The following is a 16,284-nucleotide window of genomic DNA, read 5'->3' as shown; positions in this document are numbered from 1 at the left end:
CAAGATTTCTTTGAAAGGAATGATTCTTGAAACATCAGGAACACTTTATATGAAGGTGCACGAGGTCAATGGAGTTTCCAAAAATAGATGAGGTCTATAAATTACTCAGCGAAAAGCTAGAGTCTTGGGTAGAAGGCGGCATTACGCTTCTACCTAATATTGTTGTCGCATTTTTTATTGCAATAGCCTTTGGCATTATCGCCAAAGTGATCGGCAACGTTGCTGGCAAGATTATGCGCAGAACGTTTGAGTCTCGACAAATTGCAAGCCTCCTCACCTCGATAATCAAATCTATCGTTTTAATAGCGGGAATTTTCATTGCGCTAGACTTTGTTGGCCTCAAAGGTACTGTTACCTCTTTACTTGCAGGCGCAGGTATTGTCGGGTTGGCCATTGGTTTTGCGTTTCAGGACATGACGGAAAACTTCATTGCCGGTGTGGCCATGGGAATTCGAAAACCCTTTGAGATTGGCGACGTCATTGAGGCAGAAGGTGTATTTGGTAACGTGAAGGAAATAAACCTTAGAAACACCTTAGTTGAAACCTTTTATGGCCAACTTGAAGTTATACCCAACAAGATACTTTTCCGAAATATATTGACCAATTATTCATATCTTGGTTATCGAAGAATAGAGGTCCCTGTAGGTATTTCTTACGCTGATGATATAGAAGAAGCCGCTAAAGTTATTACGGATGCTATGAATGAAAAAGATTATGTCATCAAAAAAGAAGAGACCGCGGTTTACGCAGAGTCTTTTGGCGATTCAAGTATCAACCTATTACTGTGGTTTTGGATTCGATATCCAGGAGAGCCTGGATTTATGGTCGTACGCCACGACGCGATCAGTACAGTAAAAACGGTATTAGAAGAAAACGATATTCTTATTCCTTTCCCTATCAGAACATTGGATTTCAATGCCAAAGGGGGAGATAAGCTTAATAGCATGCTTAAAAAGCAGGATGAGAGAAGTCCAAGTAAAGGTAATACAAATTCATCAACTGAGCAGTCTGATGTGAAAGCGGGTGATAACCCTGAGCAACCCGCAGAAGAATGAAACTAACGGAGATGCAAATGGAAATGTTAAATTCAAAAACACTTAAACACGCTTTTTTAGTACTTATACTCGCAGCCAGTTTTGGGAGTTTAGGCGGTTGTGCAACAGTTGAAGGGGCCGGTAAAGATATTCAAAGTGCTGGAGAAGCCATTGAAGAAGGTGCCGAGGAAGCGTCTAACTAACTAGTTTCTGTCGACATAGGTCTTGCCGATAAAGTACGACCGTGTAGGTAAAAGCCTGACGATTGCTAAACTTGACCCTGTTGACTTTTGCTATATATCAAAGGTCAACCAACGCCAGCATCTCAGGCTTTTTTTATTTTGTGGCATTATGATTCTGCAATACACGGTGCGACATATCAACTAGACAACGACGTAGTACACGCATCGAAATACGCATTTGGCAATATGCCGTACTAGTCTATACAGCCACTTTTACCGCGTACAACAACAATCTATCAAGGCTTAAGCACCGCGAGCATGAGAAAGCCACCTATTAGCGCAGGGTTCCCATTCGATTTAAGTAAGCAACTTGCCTCTACTTTATAAAGCTTCCCTTGCGCCTTTTCAGTGATTTCGACAAGTTTGAATCGGTATTTAACGGCATCATTACTTTTTACTGGTTCAAGAAAACGTAACTTATCAATGCCATAATTAATCATAGACGCGATACGTTCGTCTGGCGCAATCACTTCAGCGAATGCTTTAGGCATGAGACTGGCAGTCAAGAAGCCGTGCGCAATTGTTGTTTTAAAGGGACTTTCTTTTTCACAGCGCGCAGCATCTAAATGTATCCACTGGTGATCGCCCGTGGCGTCTGCAAACTGATTGATCATGTCCTGCGTAACCGCCAGCCATTCAGGTTGTTCAAGGGTATCTCCCACTGCTAAGTCTAAAAGTGTTTTCATTTTTCAGTCCAATCTCCATTTATTGACGATAAAACTACTATTATTACCTTGAATGTTTCAATTAACTTTTAATAATAGGTATTTATAAATATTCTTGTTACACTAACGTAAATTATTCGTAGATGCTATGTAGCATTGGATCACAGTTTTCTATTAAACGCACCGTGATACAAACTAGCGCCTCTTCATCTATTGGCTTTTTTCAGGGCACTCGCTCTTAAAGGATTAGTTATGAATCTCAATAGAATCGATTTGAACCTTTTTGCAGTATTCGACGCCATTTACACGGCAGGAAGCTTAACCAAGGCAGCAGATGTCTTATGCATTACTCAACCAGCGGTAAGTAACTCTTTAGCAAGGCTAAGAGAAATGCTTAACGACCCGCTGTTCGTTCGTACTGGCCACAGTATGACGCCTACCCCCGTAGCGCAAAATATTATTGTTCCAGCTCGACAAGCTTTAGCCTTACTACGCAGAAGCGTGCAAGAAAGTCATACATTCGACCCTCTCACAGCCGAGAAGTCCTTTAACTTTGCCAGCCGTGATTTGCTTGAAGTAAGCATTATGCCTCGACTCATTTCACGTTTGCAGAATTTGGCGCCAAATATTGGGTTGACCAATTACGAGATTCCTAGAAGCCAAGTTGTTTCGGCGATGGCATCGGGCACGTTGGATTTTTACTCAGATGCATCGACATTTACAGACCCTCATTTGTGTAAAGAAAAAATCGCCCAAGACAGACTTGTTGTGTTAGCACGTAAAAATCATCCTGCGCTTAAAAACGGGCTTAACTTAGATACCTTTCTACGATTAGGCCATATTAATGTGTCACAGCGTAAATCTGGTGTGGGTCCAATAGATATTGCGTTAGATAAAATGGGCAAAAGACGCAAGGAAGTTATGCGAGGTCAACATTTTTTAACCGTTCCAAGTACGATAGTAAAGACAGACCTAATCGCGTGCCTGCCGTATCACCTTGCTAAACATTACGATCTTGCGTTGTACGAGGTTCCTTTTGATTTACCGCCTGTAGAGTATTTCCTTTATTGGCACGTAAGCGCCGACCATGATCACGCTCATATGTGGATGCGTGAACAAATAATGGAAGTAGCGAGCAACTATAAACCTCACTAACGCCACTTCTCCAAACAGCGCTCGTTATGGGCGCTTTTTTGTCTCCATAAACTTATAAAACCACATACTTAAGTATCGCTTAGAACGTTTTCAAGATTTCATTTTTGTCGTTTAATCCTCCCGAACAAATAAACAATCTATAGAAGTACTTGAGGAATTAACCATGTTGAAAATTGTTAAAACTTCTCTTGTTATCGCAGCGACATTAGGTGTGTCGGGCGTAGCACAGGCTGATGTTAACGAAGCACTAGCGAATATTTGCACTATCGTTCAAGCGGACGATAAAGGCGAACTACGTAAGAAAATGCGTTCAGTCGAATCAGACTACCGTATGAAACTTAAAGACTACTACTCAGCAATTAGCTGTGGCGGTAACAGCCTAATTCGTACAGCACTGCTAAACAATGCTTTAGAAGCTGGCGAGTTACTTGTTAAGAAAATGCCAAAAAGTGATTTAGAAGCACCTGAAGCTGATGGAAAAACACTTCAAGCTTGGGTTGCGGAAAACGGTCTGCAAGATAACCCAATTGCTGCGGTTATCAACGACCGCCTATAAAACAGTTTCACACCATGTGAACCAGTTCAACATGGTTGCAGAGAAATCTGCACTTTAGAAAGCGACCCTCGGGTCGCTTTTTTCTTTTGTATCAGTTGATAAAATTCAATGCATAAAAAAAAGAGTATCCCCTACTCCCTGAGCCTTTAACGTTGCGATATCGTCATTTGTGGATGCAGGCGTTATTCTGTCTACTTACATGGCTTCATATGCCCGATGAAAACCACCAACATCAATGTGAACAATACCCGTTTGAACGTTCTCCACATCATAAGCTGGATCTTTAATGAAGAAGGTGCGCTGATTAGTTGCGATATTAACGAGAGAGTAACGAGCTTTAAGTTGAAAGCAATGCCAGAAAAGCCTGTAGTGGGTGTTGCAGCGGGCGACAACAAACTGCACGCTATAAGAGGCGCTCTGCGATCGAAATTGCTCAATGGGCTCATCACGACAGAACGTACTGCCTCAGCACTGCTTACTTCTTAATTTCGTTCTTTTCTTATTAATACAATGCCTATTGCGTACATTTTTAATACGCATTAACTTCAACAAAAAGCAAAAAAACAGCATTAACGTTGTTTTTTTGCACTTTATTTGACTATTTATTGATCTGCAATTGCAATTCAACTAAGTTTGCCTGCGCCCTTTAATACTAAAGGCTACAACGCATTTCATACCTCTTACATCTTTAGTCTAACGTATTATTCGATATACCTTGTTATTTGAATGAATGTTTTTCATTCGACCTGATTGTTTTTTAATTAATCCCGAACAGACAAACCGATTAATTAAACAAATATAACGAAGGAAATTTAACCATGTTGAAAATCGTTAAAACTTCTCTAGTCATCGCAGCATCAACATTAGCTTTTTCAAACGCAGCACAAGCAAATGACGTAAACGAGGCACTAGCAAACATCTGTACTATTGTTCAGGCTGACGACAAAGGCGAATTGCGTAAGAAGATGCGTCGCGTACAGTCTGACTTCAAATTAAAGTTACGTGATTATTACTCAGGTGTTTCATGCGGTGGTCAAAGCCTTATCCGCACGGCCTTAACGAACAACGCAGTTGAGGTAGGTACACTGCTTGTTAAGAAAATGCCAAGCAAAGACCTTTCTGAGCCCGAATCAGACGGCAAAACACTTCAAGCGTGGATAGCAGAGCAAGGCTTACAGAGCTCGCCAATTTCTGCTGAGCTTAACGATAGAATCTAAGCACTAATTCACATAGCCATGTGAGTCGATTCAACATGGTTGCAGCGTCAGCTGCAATGAAAGGCCCCGCTACGGGGCCTTTTTACTTTCTGTCTCTTTAAATTTTCACGTTCTTCAACCCAGTGACTTAGGTAATCAAGCTGCCGTATGCGTGAGCTCGTAACGCAAGCCCCCCCTTTAGGTATGGTTTGACATACCATGTTATTTTACAACATGTTTTTCAAATAGTTAGATTCGGGTTTAATGCATCTCAACGAACGAACACAATCTTAATAACAACAACCGAAGGAATTTAACCATGTTGAAAATCGTTAAAACTTCTCTAGTAATTGCAGCATCAACTTTAGCTTTTTCTAACGCAGCTCAGGCTAATGACATCAACGAAGCACTTGCAAACATTTGCACAATTGTTCAAGCAGATGACAAGGGCGAACTACGTAAGAAAATGCGTAGCGTTCAATCGGACTACAAACTTAAGCTTCGCGATTACTACTCTGGCATTTCTTGTAACGGCCAAAGCCTAATTCGCACTGCTCTTACTAGCAATGCGGTTGAAGTAGGTACTCTACTGGTTAAGAAAATGCCAAGCAAAGACTTAGCAGAGCCTGAGTCAGACGGTAAGACACTTCAAGCGTGGATTGCTGAACAAGGTCTTCAAAGCTCTCCTATTTCAACAGAGCTTAACGGCAGAATCTAATATAACTAATTAATCACACCATGTGATGTAACGATTCAACATGGTAGCGGCAGGACGCCGCACTGGAGGCCCCTTTTAGGGGCCTCACCCCTTTCTAGAACCCTATAAAATTTATCACTTCTTTTTGTACCCATTCAGGTTTTTCCCTGTGTAACCAGTGCGACGCGTTCGGGATAAATAATGAAGGCTGGCTCCCTCAACATTCACGTACTTTGACACAACCACTGTGCTCACTTCCTCTATGTTGTTTTTAAGAAACAAAAAGGCCGAGCAAAATAACGTATCCAATGATGACTAGGTTAAATCATTTTCTCGGCTACATTATTTTCTCGGCCTTTCGTACGTCTTTTAGTAGCGCACGTGTATTACTTTTATGTCGTTACTCGATAGCGAACATACTCTCTGGCATAGACATTAAGTTGTCTGCACCTGATTGCATAGCAGAAACCAGTGAGCGAGTACGGGTTAACAAACGGTCAAAGTAGAAGCCCGTTGTTAAGATTTTACTCTTATAAAACTCGGTTTCGGTGCTGCCTGCATCAAGCTGTTCTTGTGCTTTCACTGCCATTTTTAGCCAGAAGTAAGCAACGGTAACGTAACCTGAATACATTAAGTAATCGACAGACGCTGCACCAATTTCATCTGGGTTCGATGCTGCTGCCTTACCGATGTCCATAGTAATCTGCTGCCACTCGTCAAGGTGAGAGTTTAGCGCGTTAGTCCAAGCACTAAACTGAGCGTTGTCACGCAATGAATTACAGTAGTCGCGCACTTCTTGAACAAACACATTAAGCAATTCGCCATTAGAGCCCATTACTTTACGACCTAATAGGTCAACGGCTTGAATACCGGTAGTACCTTCATACATGGTGCAGATACGGGTATCACGAGCTAGCTGCTCCATGCCCCATTCTTTGATAAAGCCGTGGCCGCCATAAACCTGCATACCGTAACTCGTGGCTTCTTGCGCGGTTTCAGTTAAAAAGGCTTTTACGATAGGCGTTAAGAATGCAAGTTTTGCATCCGCAAGTTGCTTCTCAGCCTCGTCGCTACCATACAAAGTAACGTCAACTAACTGCATACAGTAAGCGGCAAGCGCTCGGTTGCCTTCCGCGAACGCTTTCTGCGTTAACAGCATACGACGTACATCAGGGTGCACAATAATAGGATCAGCTGGGCCATCAGGATTTTTACGCCCTGTTAATGAACGGAACTGAATGCGGTCTTTTGCATAGCGAAGCGCACCTTGGAATGCTGCTTCAGATGATGCCAAGCCTTCAAGACCAGTGCCAATACGTGCGGTATTCATGAACGTAAACATGCAGTTTAGGCCGCGGTTTGGTGGCCCAATCAAATAACCTTTTGCGCCATCGAAGTTGATCACGCAGGTTGCGCTGGCTTTGATACCCATTTTATGTTCTATGCTTCCGCAGCTTACCGCATTGCGGTCTTGCTTTTCACCGTCTTCAGAGACATTGAATTTAGGCACAACGAACAAAGAAATACCTTTGGTACCCTCTGGCGCATCTGGCAATCGAGCTAACACAATGTGTACGATATTTTCAGACAAGTCGTGTTCACCTGCCGAAATAAAAATCTTCGTTCCTGTTAAGCTGTAGGTACCATCTTCTTGAGGTTCCGCGCGACATTTCAACATGCCAAGGTCTGAACCGCAGTGTGCCTCGGTCAAACACATAGTACCTGTCCACTCACCGCTAACCAGTTTTTCAAGGAACATTTTTTGTAGCAATTCAGAGCCATGGGCTTTTATTGTTGCCATACAGCCCTGGCTTAGACCTGGGTACATCGCCCAAGAATGGTTTGCGCCTGAGAACCACTCAGCAATGATAGATGACAATGAATATGGTAGTGCCTGACCGCCAAATTCCTCAGGGTGAGACATTCCTGGCCATCCGCCCTCAACATACGTTTGATAAGCTTCTTTAAAACCTTTAGGCGTTGTTACTTCACCATCAACCCACTTACACCCTTCTTCATCACCTGATGCATTGATGGGCGCCAGTACGTTCTCTGAAAACTTTGCAGCTTCAGCGAAAATCGCTGACACCAAGTCTTCTGATGCTTCGTCGAAACCTAGCTTTTGATAGTGATTTTGATAATTTAGTAGCTCATGTGTTACAAACATGGCGTCACGTTGTGGAGCTTTATAACCTTCCATACCCAATACCTATATTACTTCAAATAGACCAGCAGCGCCCATGCCGCCACCGATACACATGGTGCAAACAACATATTTCGCACCGCGTCGTTTACCTTCGATGAGTGCATGACCCACCATGCGAGCACCGCTCATGCCGTATGGGTGACCAATAGAAATGGCACCGCCGTTTACGTTTAATAATTCGTCTGGAATGCCTAACTTATCGCGGCAATACAGTACCTGTACTGCAAACGCTTCATTAAGCTCCCATAGACCGATATCGTCCATGGTTAATCCATGCTGCTTTAATAGCTTAGGAATGGCGAACACTGGGCCAATTCCCATTTCATCTGGCTCACAGCCTGCCACTGCAATACCGCGATAAATACCAAGAGGTTTAGCATTGCCTTTTGCCGCTGAGTGCTCATCCATAATCACTGTCGCGCTGGCTCCATCAGAAAGCTGGCTTGCATTACCTGCGGTAATACAACCACCTTCTATCACTGGGTTAAGCGCTTTAAGCCCCTCTAGCGTTGTTTCTGGGCGATTTCCTTCGTCTTTTGACAAGGTCACTTCACGCTCAGAGGTTTCACCTGTTTCTTTATTAAATAAGGCTTGCGTTGCTGTGATAGGTACAATCTCATCATCAAACTTGCCCGCTTCTTGAGCCGCTGCTGTGCGCATTTGGCTTTGGTAACCGTATTCGTCTTGTACGTCACGGCTAATGTTGTAGCGCTTACCCACCACTTCTGCAGTTTGAAGCATTGGCATATAAATATCTTTGTGCTTAGCAACCAGTGCAGGGTCTACTGCACGAAACATATTCATATTTTTGTTTTGCACTAAAGAGATAGAATCTAAGCCACCCGCAACCATTATGTTGGTATCGCCCGTACGAATTGAATTCGCTGCGGTAGCAATGGCATACATGCCAGAACTACATTGGCGGTCGAGTGTCATACCCGCTACGGTGACCGGTAAACCACCCGCTAAACCAGCCAAGCGGCCAATATTCATGCCGCCACTGCCTTGGGTTAGCGCTGCACCCATTACCACGTCATCAACACTGGCAGGGTCGATCCCTGCGCGTGCTACTGCGTTTTGAATAGCATGGCCACCTAATGAAGGGGCTGGTAAATTGTTCAGTGCACCTTTATAAGCGCGCCCGATTGGCGTACGTGCTGTACTTACGATAACTGCATCGCGCATTTTCATATTCCTTTCAGTTGGGCTGAAAGTTCAGCCAAAGTTTAGCTAGGCCTACGTGCTTCCTCTCGAAGTTACCTAGCTTTACCAAATTCGGATGTCGGGAAACGAGAGCTAGCGCTAGCTCTCACCGTCGATTAACTCTCGCTAACGAGAGCTTTATCTACTTCGCTTTATAGCTTTTAAACGTGCCGCCGCTTTGGGCCAATTTCACCAACAAATCACTTGGTTCAAGCCACATCTTTCCGTAATCACCCAATTGATCACGATAGGTAGTCAGCTTATCTAAAATAGTGCCTAGCCCTACTTCGTCGGCATATTGCATAGGGCCGCCGCGATACACAGGGAAGCCATAACCGTAAACATAAATCACATCGATATCGCTAGATTTAGCTGCAATGCCTTCTTCTAAGATGGCAGCACCTTCGTTGATCAATGAGTACATGACGCGTACTAGAATTTCCTCATCGCTAATGTCTGAACGCTGAACCACGCCTAAACGTTCTGCTTCTTGCTTGGCAATTTCTAGTACTTCTGGATCTGGGACAGGAACTCGACTCCCAGGTTCATAGTTGTAAGCTCCGCGTCCGGTTTTGAGTCCGTTGCGCCCCTTTTCTACCAAGCGATCTGCCACTGCACCGTAAGCGGGGTCGTGTGCAATGTGCTCTTGTCGAGACTGTCGTACATAGTAACCAATATCTAATCCAGCCATATCACCCATAGTGAACGGCCCCATTGGCATGCCAAACTCGGTTAAAACACGATCAACTTGCTCAGGTGTTGCTCCTTCAAGCAGTAAGCGGTTAGCTTCACGGCCGTAAGGCTCAATCATGCGGTTACCTACGAATCCGAAGCAAACGCCTACCAACACCGCTACTTTCTTGATGCGTTTAGCCATCTTCATGCAGGTTTTAATGACTTCAGCAGATGTCTTCTCTGCTTTAACCACTTCTAGCAGTCTCATCACATTCGCTGGCGAGAAGAAGTGAAGACCAATTACATCTTCAGGACGGGATGTGGCTGTCGCTATTTCGTCTATATCCAGTGTTGACGTATTTGAAGCCAAAATGGCGCCTGGCTTACACACTTTATCCAGCGTCGAGAATACGGTTTTCTTTACTTCCATCTTCTCGAAAACGGCTTCGATGACGAGATCAACATCAGCTAAGTCGTCATACGACGTAGTACCTGAAAGCAGTGCCATGCGGCTCTCTACCTGCTCTTGGGTTAACTTGCCTTTTTTCGCTGAGTTTTCGTAGTTCTTTCTAATAAGCGCTAATCCCTTCTCTAGCGCTTCTTCTTTGAGCTCAAGCATTGTGACTGGAATGCCGGCATTGGCGAAGTTCATAGCGATACCACCGCCCATTGTTCCGGCGCCGATAATCGCAACTTTATCAATGTTGCGCTCAGGAGTATTTTTGTCGAAATCGCTCACATGACCTGCTGCGCGTTCAGCAAAAAAGAAATGCTGCTGGGCACGTGCCTGTGGCGTATTCATACACTCCATGAAAAGCTTGCCTTCATTTTTAAGGCCATCTTCAAAAGCAAGCGTGTAAGCGCCGCGTACCGCTTCGATACATTTTAATGGAGCAAAGAAACCACGAGTCGCTTTTTTAGTTTGTGCAGTTACTGCATCAAACACCGCCTGCGTTTCGTCAGACATGGACAGCGTGATATCACTGGTGCGTTTAATCGCTTTATCTGGCGTTAATGCTTGTAAATACGCTTTTGTATCTTCAAGTAAATGCTCAGGCTTATCAGAAATTTTGTCGAAGACACCTGGAAGTTTGACCACCGACGTAGGCTTGCCTGTTACGATCATTTCTAACGATGTTTGTGCGTCGGCTAAACGAGGAAGGCGCTGAGTACCGCCTGCGCCCGGTAATATGCCTAGATTTACCTCTGGAAGACCCACCTTATTGTCGGCAAAGGTGATGCGATGATGGCAAGCTAACGCCACTTCTAAGCCACCGCCGAATGCTGGTCCAGGGAGAACAGCAACAACCGGCTTAGACGCATTTTCAATCTTGTCTAGTACCTCAGGCAGCATGGGAGACAAATCGCCACCAGAGAATTCGCTGATGTCAGCTCCCCCCGAAAAAATAGGTAGTGAAGAAGTAATAACAATGGCACTTACGCTGTCGTCATCTAGTGCATTGTTTATGCCTTCTATCAACCCTACTCTGATAGCGCGTGACAGCGCATTAACGGGCGCACTTTGCATTGTCAGCGTGGCAACACCCTGTTGTACTGCATAATCTACGGCTTTATTTTCCATCTCAGTCATAACCATGTCCTGTTTATCACGTTAACTGGATGTTATTGCAGTGTTGTCAATCATCCAAGTTTATTGGTGTTATAGACATTTATCATAATATTTAATATTGACCGCCAGCCCCTTTGTGAATTCATTTCTCTGCGCAGAGCCTGTCCTACCTTGCCTAAGGTTTATTTGACAGAAAATAAAACCGGTGTTTTTGTTAATCAGGCAACACTTGTAATTACATTTTATTTACAAAAGGATGATTGGCTATGCAAGTGCTTAAAACACCGGAAAGCGCCTTCGACACGATCACTGACTTTCCCTACTCCCCCTGTTTCACTGAAGTAACAGACACGGTAAGCAGTGAAATAACAATGGCCCATTATCAATGTGGACCGAAAGATGGACATACCGTGCTATTAATACACGGCGAACCGACGTGGGCTTATTTATACCGCAAGATGATGCCTATATTGGCTGATGCGGGATTCAATGTCATCGCGCCGGATCTCATTGGTTTTGGGCGCTCAGATAAACCAGTAAGAAAGGAGGACTACTCCTACGCTCGTCATGTGATATGGCTAAAAGACTGGTTTTCACAGGCTACTAAAGGCCCCGTTACACTATTTTGTCAAGACTGGGGAGGTCTACTAGGCCTGCGACTTGTCGCCGATATGCCTGAGCGTTTTTCGGGTGTAATGGTGTCTAATACCGGTTTGCCCACTGGCGACCACCCGCCAAGTGATGCTTTCATCAAATGGCGCCGATTCTCACAGGATGTCGCCGTATTTCCCACATCTACGATCATTCAAAACGCCACAACCACTGTTCTAGATGAGGCGACGCTTGCTGCTTACGACGCCCCTTTTCCAGACGAAAGCTTTAAAGCAGGTGCACGTATGTTCCCTATTCTTGTTCCTACAAGCCCAGACAATGCTGAGGCACAGGCGAATAGACAGGCATGGGAAAAGCTAAAGCAATATAACAAACCTTTTGTTACGGCTTTCGGTGATAGCGACCCTGTCACTAAAGGTGGCGATAAGGTATTTCAAAAGCTCATTCCTGGCAGCAGCGGCATGGCTCATACCCTTGTAGAAAACGGTGGTCACTTTATCCAGGAAGACCAAGGGGAAATGCTAGCCAAATTACTCATTCAATTTATAAACCAAACGCAGCTGAAATAGCCACGTTTCAAAAAACATTAAACAGTTACCAATAGGAGATTACCATGGATGCTCTACTCGACTTTTCAGGGCAAGTTGTATTAATTACCGGCGCAGGCAGTGGCTTTGGCCGCTTGTTATCGCTAGGTCTTGCCAACCGAGGAGCAAAACTCGTTCTTTCAGACATTAACGAAACCGCCCTTGAGGAAACGAAAAAGGATGTAAAAGCACTCACTGATGTCGTGGTGCTAGCGGGTAATATTGCTAGCGAGTCGCTAAATAAGGCGCTGGTTGAAACAGCCATTGAAACCTTTGGCAAACTGGATATAGCCGTAAATAATGCAGGCATAGCGCATAACCCTGCACCAATTCATCAAATGACAGAGGAAATCATGGACTCGCAGTTCGCTGTGAATGTAAAAGGCGTTATGTTTGGAATGAAGTACCAAATACCCGTTATGCTTGCACAAAAGCAAGGGCACGTTTTAAATGTAAGCTCACTTGCAGGACTAGGTGGAGCCCCTAAAGGCGGTGCTTATGCTGCAGCAAAACACGCGGTTTCGGGGATAACCCGCACAGCCGCGGTGGAATACGGCCGAAAGAATGTTCGCGTTAATGCAATTTGCCCATTCTATAGTCCTACCAATATTTTGAACGTAGACGGGTACAACACCCCTGAAGCGCGCGAGCAACTAGGCATGGGAAGTCCTATGAAACGTCTAGGCGAACCGCAAGAAATCGTTAACACCATGATGCTGATGCTTTCCCCTGGCAACTCTTACATGAACGGGCAAACCATAGCAGTAGATGGTGGTGTTACAGCGTGGTAATTTTTATCTCGCAGTTTCGAAATACATGCAAAGGTATTTTTTGACATACCTTTGTATGACTCATCATGTTTCTCTTTCGTTCTACTTTAGGTGTAATGAAGAGGAACAAACAAAATCGATGAATGAGGCGAGTGCAACCGCCTCTGCAATCGACCCCCATCAAGTAAAACCCAATAATTTTATTTAGCGATTAAGTTGAACAAAAAGAGAAAAATGTGATGAAAAAGCCAAGTAAAAACATTTTTTTAGCTACTACACTTTGTATAACCTATTCGTTGATTAACGTTAGTATTGCGCAAGAAGCCCAATCTACGCTTGTAAATATGAAGGAAGTGCCTTCTTCCCAACTATTAAAGAAGCAACGTCAAAATAAACCGCTAGCACTAAGCACAGTAAAGCGCGGTACTGATGTTTCGCTTCAAACCACCAAACAATCCAAAAGCCAATACCTTATTCATAGCGCACTGCCAAGTCACCGCTTCAGCGCTAAGTAATTTTTAGGCGAGTACTCGTCTATCAGGTTAATCTTTTATTTAAAGCCATTCTTTGCGTTTACTATTCTTTTTTACTCTATCGCACACGCAGCAATAGTATTCTACGAATCAAATATTTATACCAATCCGCATAGATAAGTGCTAACCGACGACATAGCGCTTTTGAAAAAGCAACGCCCTCGTAATGACATTAGCGACATATGAGTTAATTATATTAATTGTGAATAGCGCGACACCTATTTGAAAACTATCTTCAAGATTACCACAGGTAGAAGAAGTCACAGGAAAGAGGTGAACATGCTTTTAAAACCAAAACACATCGCGTTATTGTTCACGCTGGCAATTGCAGTATCTGCAATGGGATAAGCACGAAGGCGTTTCAACATGGAAACGCCCTTCGAAAGCGATCTTAGGTCGCAGTTTTTCTTGCTAGACGTGACGTAGGATTCTTTAGGTTAACGTTTAAAAAACTCAAAGCTTAGCGGATACACCCACAACTCCCCTTTGTTCGCTTTGACTGCTGCCACAATAGCAAAGACGATGTTCATCAATCCAAGAGCGATGAAGCCTAGCGCTCCTATGATAATCAGCGTCAAGACAAAACAAATAACAGAGTAAATGAGCAAGCTTATTAACCAATTCGCTGTCACCCTGCCGTGCTGATTGATGTCTTCGTTTTGATCTTTGTGAGCAATCCATAGCACGATAGGCAATATGATACCTAAGCCAGGTATAATGAAACTGGATAACTGAGAAACATGAATGAGTGTACAGTAGCTTCGAGCGTTCAAGCCCCAGTAGAGTGGTTCTTCCGTTGACATAATGGTCCTTTTTATTGCGTTGGTTTGATTTGATAAATATAGGCGTTTTCAGTGTGACCGGCATCAAGCTTAACAGGAACTATGACCCGCTCATATTGCTCACTTTCAAACTCATCCAGCATGGTCCAGTTTTCGGCAAGTTGAGAAGACGTTAGCATCATGCCCTTCACCTCTTCTTTTGCTTTAGTTAGATCAGAAATAACAATTCCTGGAAACCCCATAACTGCTCCCCACCCTTGTTGAACTAAGTGCCCTTCTACCGTACCAGACTGCCACTGGCCACCAATATGAGCGACGATATGGTGATTTGGACAATTAGGAGCAAGGCTTCCGTAAATAAACAACCTTTCTAAATCAGGTGTAGCAGACGTTACATTGTCATTGTTTTGCATTACTTTGACCCATTATTAAAAAACTTTTCGTCAGGTGTTGAGGTAAATTTAAAAAGGGTATACGGATTTAATGGTTGATGGGGCACCTTTACCCCACCAACCTGACACCATTATCAGATGGTTGATAGATCGACCCCGTAGTTGAGTTCCTCTGCGAAGTCCGGCAGTCCGTAACCGATGGTTTTCTTGTAGAACGGAGAGACCTTCGCGGTCGGGGCCTTCTTCTTGTGCTTCGTGGTGTAGAGCATTCGTGCCCGCATCACCTCGAAGGAGTAACCACGTCCTTCACGGTTCTTGTCCTTGGCCAGTCGGTTGATGGACTCCGTGTAAGCGTTGGTGACGGGCATGTCCGTCTCGAAGTAGGTCATGATCTCTTCGCGCCAGTTGCCTACAGCCCTGACCAGATCGCTCCAGACTTCCTTCTGGCCCTTCGGGATGGTGGCTATCCACTCGTCCAGGGCGGCTTCTGCCTGGGGCCGTGTGGTAGCGTCCCAGATGCCGTAGAAACGTTCCTTGTGCTCGTAGGCGGCCAGCAGTTGTGGGAATGCGCCGGTCCAGGTCTCCATGATGAGGCGTTCCCGGTTTGAGACTTCGTGAGCGCGTTTCAGCAGGATTTTCCGGTCACCCTTGAGGGTTCGGCTCTGGGAGGGCATCAGCTCCTTCCTGAGGCCCTTGCGCACCTTCTCCAGGGCATCGTTGGCCATGCGCACCACATGGAACTTATCGACCACGATGCGGGCCTGTGGCAGCACCGCCTTGACCGCTGCTCGGTAGGGATTCCACATGTCCATGCTGACGATCTTGACCTTCTGCCGGTCTTTCATCTTCATCAGGTAGTTGGTCACCACGTCCTGACGGCGGGTGGCCAGCAGGTCGAGCAGGGTCCTCTCCTCGATGTTGGTCAGGATGCAGCGGTAGCGCTTGTTCAGGTACAACTCGTCAATGCCGAGAATGCGGGGCGTCTCGAAGCGGTGCCAGCGCCCCAGGAATTCGGCGCGGGCGTTGAAAATGTCGCGTACCGTCTTCTCGTCCAGGCCCGTGGTATCAGCCACGTAGGCGTAGGGGTGATTGAAGGCTTCCTTCTCCACGTACTCATGCAACCGCAGCGTCATGCGGAAGCCGTCCACCATCTCCGGTAGCTGGGGCCTGAAGGTGGTCTTGCAGGCCCGGCAGGTGTACCGGCGACGAACTACCCAGAGGGTGACCCGCTTGCCGTGGATGGGCAGGTCACGATAGGGAACATCACGCTTGCCGAACCGCACGAACTCACCCTGCACGCCGCACCCCTAGCAGGCTACTGGTGTAGGTGCTTCAAGCCGAAAATGTATGTCTTCATTCTGCTCATCAGAATCCACCAACTGGTACCCAGGAAGGCTTAACGAATTAAT

At 45.1% G+C, this 16,284-nt stretch carries 16 protein-coding genes and 1 pseudogene; 10 read left to right on the top strand and 7 right to left on the bottom strand.

Annotation, left to right across the window (positions count from 1 at the left end; all coding sequences use genetic code 11):
• Positions 1–68: 68 nt before the first annotated feature.
• Together MHN09_RS16850 and MHN09_RS16845 are read left to right on the top strand one after the other, a co-directional pair.
• Positions 69–1,055, top strand: coding sequence for a mechanosensitive ion channel family protein (locus MHN09_RS16850; protein ID WP_039229619.1), 987 nt, complete (start codon positions 69–71; stop codon positions 1,053–1,055).
• 17 nt (positions 1,056–1,072) lie between these two features.
• Complete coding sequence (locus tag MHN09_RS16845) at positions 1,073–1,237, top strand: entericidin A/B family lipoprotein (protein ID WP_014949248.1); 165 nt, start codon at positions 1,073–1,075, stop codon at positions 1,235–1,237.
• 275 nt (positions 1,238–1,512) lie between these two features.
• Here MHN09_RS16845 and MHN09_RS16840 read toward each other — a convergent pair whose 3' ends face one another.
• Positions 1,513–1,962 (bottom strand): MaoC family dehydratase, encoded by a 450-nt coding sequence (locus tag MHN09_RS16840; protein ID WP_049586644.1) that lies wholly within the window; start codon positions 1,960–1,962, stop codon positions 1,513–1,515.
• Between the two features lie 231 nt (positions 1,963–2,193).
• On the opposite strand from MHN09_RS16840, the gene MHN09_RS16835 reads away from it, so the two are divergent.
• The 5 genes from MHN09_RS16835 to MHN09_RS16815 all read left to right on the top strand — a co-directional run bounded on the left by MHN09_RS16835 (position 2,194) and on the right by MHN09_RS16815 (position 5,566).
• The gene (locus tag MHN09_RS16835; RefSeq protein ID WP_014949246.1) at positions 2,194–3,096 is read left to right on the top strand and encodes a LysR family transcriptional regulator; all 903 of its coding nucleotides are present in this window, start codon (positions 2,194–2,196) and stop codon (positions 3,094–3,096) included.
• Between the two features lie 163 nt (positions 3,097–3,259).
• Positions 3,260–3,652 carry a DUF3718 domain-containing protein gene (locus MHN09_RS16830; protein ID WP_014949240.1) on the top strand — a complete coding sequence of 131 codons (393 nt, stop codon included), beginning with the start codon at positions 3,260–3,262 and terminating at the stop codon, positions 3,650–3,652.
• A gap of 216 nt (positions 3,653–3,868) precedes the next feature.
• Entirely contained in the window at positions 3,869–4,138 is a 270-nt protein-coding gene (locus tag MHN09_RS16825) for a sugar-binding domain-containing protein (RefSeq protein ID WP_239241539.1), read from the top strand.
• Between the two features lie 332 nt (positions 4,139–4,470).
• Entirely contained in the window at positions 4,471–4,869 is a 399-nt protein-coding gene (locus tag MHN09_RS16820) for a DUF3718 domain-containing protein (protein ID WP_014949235.1), read from the top strand.
• Between the two features lie 298 nt (positions 4,870–5,167).
• Positions 5,168–5,566 carry a DUF3718 domain-containing protein gene (locus tag MHN09_RS16815; RefSeq protein WP_014949234.1) on the top strand — a complete coding sequence of 133 codons (399 nt, stop codon included), beginning with the start codon at positions 5,168–5,170 and terminating at the stop codon, positions 5,564–5,566.
• A gap of 379 nt (positions 5,567–5,945) precedes the next feature.
• Here the strand turns inward: MHN09_RS16815 and MHN09_RS16810 are convergent, their stop codons facing one another.
• The 3 genes from MHN09_RS16810 to MHN09_RS16800 form a co-directional block, all read right to left on the bottom strand.
• Positions 5,946–7,745, bottom strand: coding sequence for an acyl-CoA dehydrogenase C-terminal domain-containing protein (locus MHN09_RS16810; protein ID WP_239241537.1), 1,800 nt, complete (start codon positions 7,743–7,745; stop codon positions 5,946–5,948).
• A gap of 9 nt (positions 7,746–7,754) precedes the next feature.
• On the bottom strand, positions 7,755–8,936 hold the full coding sequence (locus MHN09_RS16805) for an acetyl-CoA C-acyltransferase (protein ID WP_239241536.1): 1,182 nt from the start codon (positions 8,934–8,936) through the stop codon (positions 7,755–7,757).
• A gap of 160 nt (positions 8,937–9,096) precedes the next feature.
• A complete protein-coding gene (locus tag MHN09_RS16800) occupies positions 9,097–11,220 on the bottom strand; it encodes a 3-hydroxyacyl-CoA dehydrogenase NAD-binding domain-containing protein (RefSeq protein ID WP_239241534.1) in 2,124 nt (707 codons plus the stop codon).
• Between the two features lie 245 nt (positions 11,221–11,465).
• Between MHN09_RS16800 and MHN09_RS16795 the strand changes: the two genes are divergently transcribed.
• The 3 genes from MHN09_RS16795 to MHN09_RS16785 all read left to right on the top strand — a co-directional run bounded on the left by MHN09_RS16795 (position 11,466) and on the right by MHN09_RS16785 (position 13,683).
• Positions 11,466–12,380: a haloalkane dehalogenase gene (locus tag MHN09_RS16795; protein WP_014949229.1), complete on the top strand. Its 915-nt coding sequence runs from the start codon at positions 11,466–11,468 to the stop codon at positions 12,378–12,380.
• A gap of 44 nt (positions 12,381–12,424) precedes the next feature.
• Positions 12,425–13,189, top strand: coding sequence for a glucose 1-dehydrogenase (locus MHN09_RS16790; RefSeq protein ID WP_014949228.1), 765 nt, complete (start codon positions 12,425–12,427; stop codon positions 13,187–13,189).
• 218 nt (positions 13,190–13,407) lie between these two features.
• Positions 13,408–13,683, top strand: coding sequence for a hypothetical protein (locus MHN09_RS16785; protein WP_014949227.1), 276 nt, complete (start codon positions 13,408–13,410; stop codon positions 13,681–13,683).
• A 455-nt stretch (positions 13,684–14,138) separates the two neighbouring features.
• Here MHN09_RS16785 and MHN09_RS16780 read toward each other — a convergent pair whose 3' ends face one another.
• The 3 genes and pseudogenes from MHN09_RS16780 to MHN09_RS16770 all read right to left on the bottom strand — a co-directional run bounded on the left by MHN09_RS16780 (position 14,139) and on the right by MHN09_RS16770 (position 16,284).
• Positions 14,139–14,504: a DUF4870 domain-containing protein gene (locus MHN09_RS16780; protein WP_014949226.1), complete on the bottom strand. Its 366-nt coding sequence runs from the start codon at positions 14,502–14,504 to the stop codon at positions 14,139–14,141.
• Positions 14,505–14,515: 11 nt separating this feature from the next.
• Positions 14,516–14,896: a gamma-glutamylcyclotransferase family protein gene (locus MHN09_RS16775; RefSeq protein ID WP_049588753.1), complete on the bottom strand. Its 381-nt coding sequence runs from the start codon at positions 14,894–14,896 to the stop codon at positions 14,516–14,518.
• Between the two features lie 113 nt (positions 14,897–15,009).
• A pseudogene (locus MHN09_RS16770) lies at positions 15,010–16,284 on the bottom strand (ISL3 family transposase).

The sequence above is a fragment of the Alteromonas sp. MmMcT2-5 genome (genome assembly GCF_022348315.1).
GTDB classification, from domain to species: Bacteria; Pseudomonadota; Gammaproteobacteria; order Enterobacterales; family Alteromonadaceae; genus Alteromonas; species Alteromonas macleodii.
Note: the sequence above shows the minus strand (reverse complement) of the source record. Positions and strands in the feature narration are given on the sequence as shown.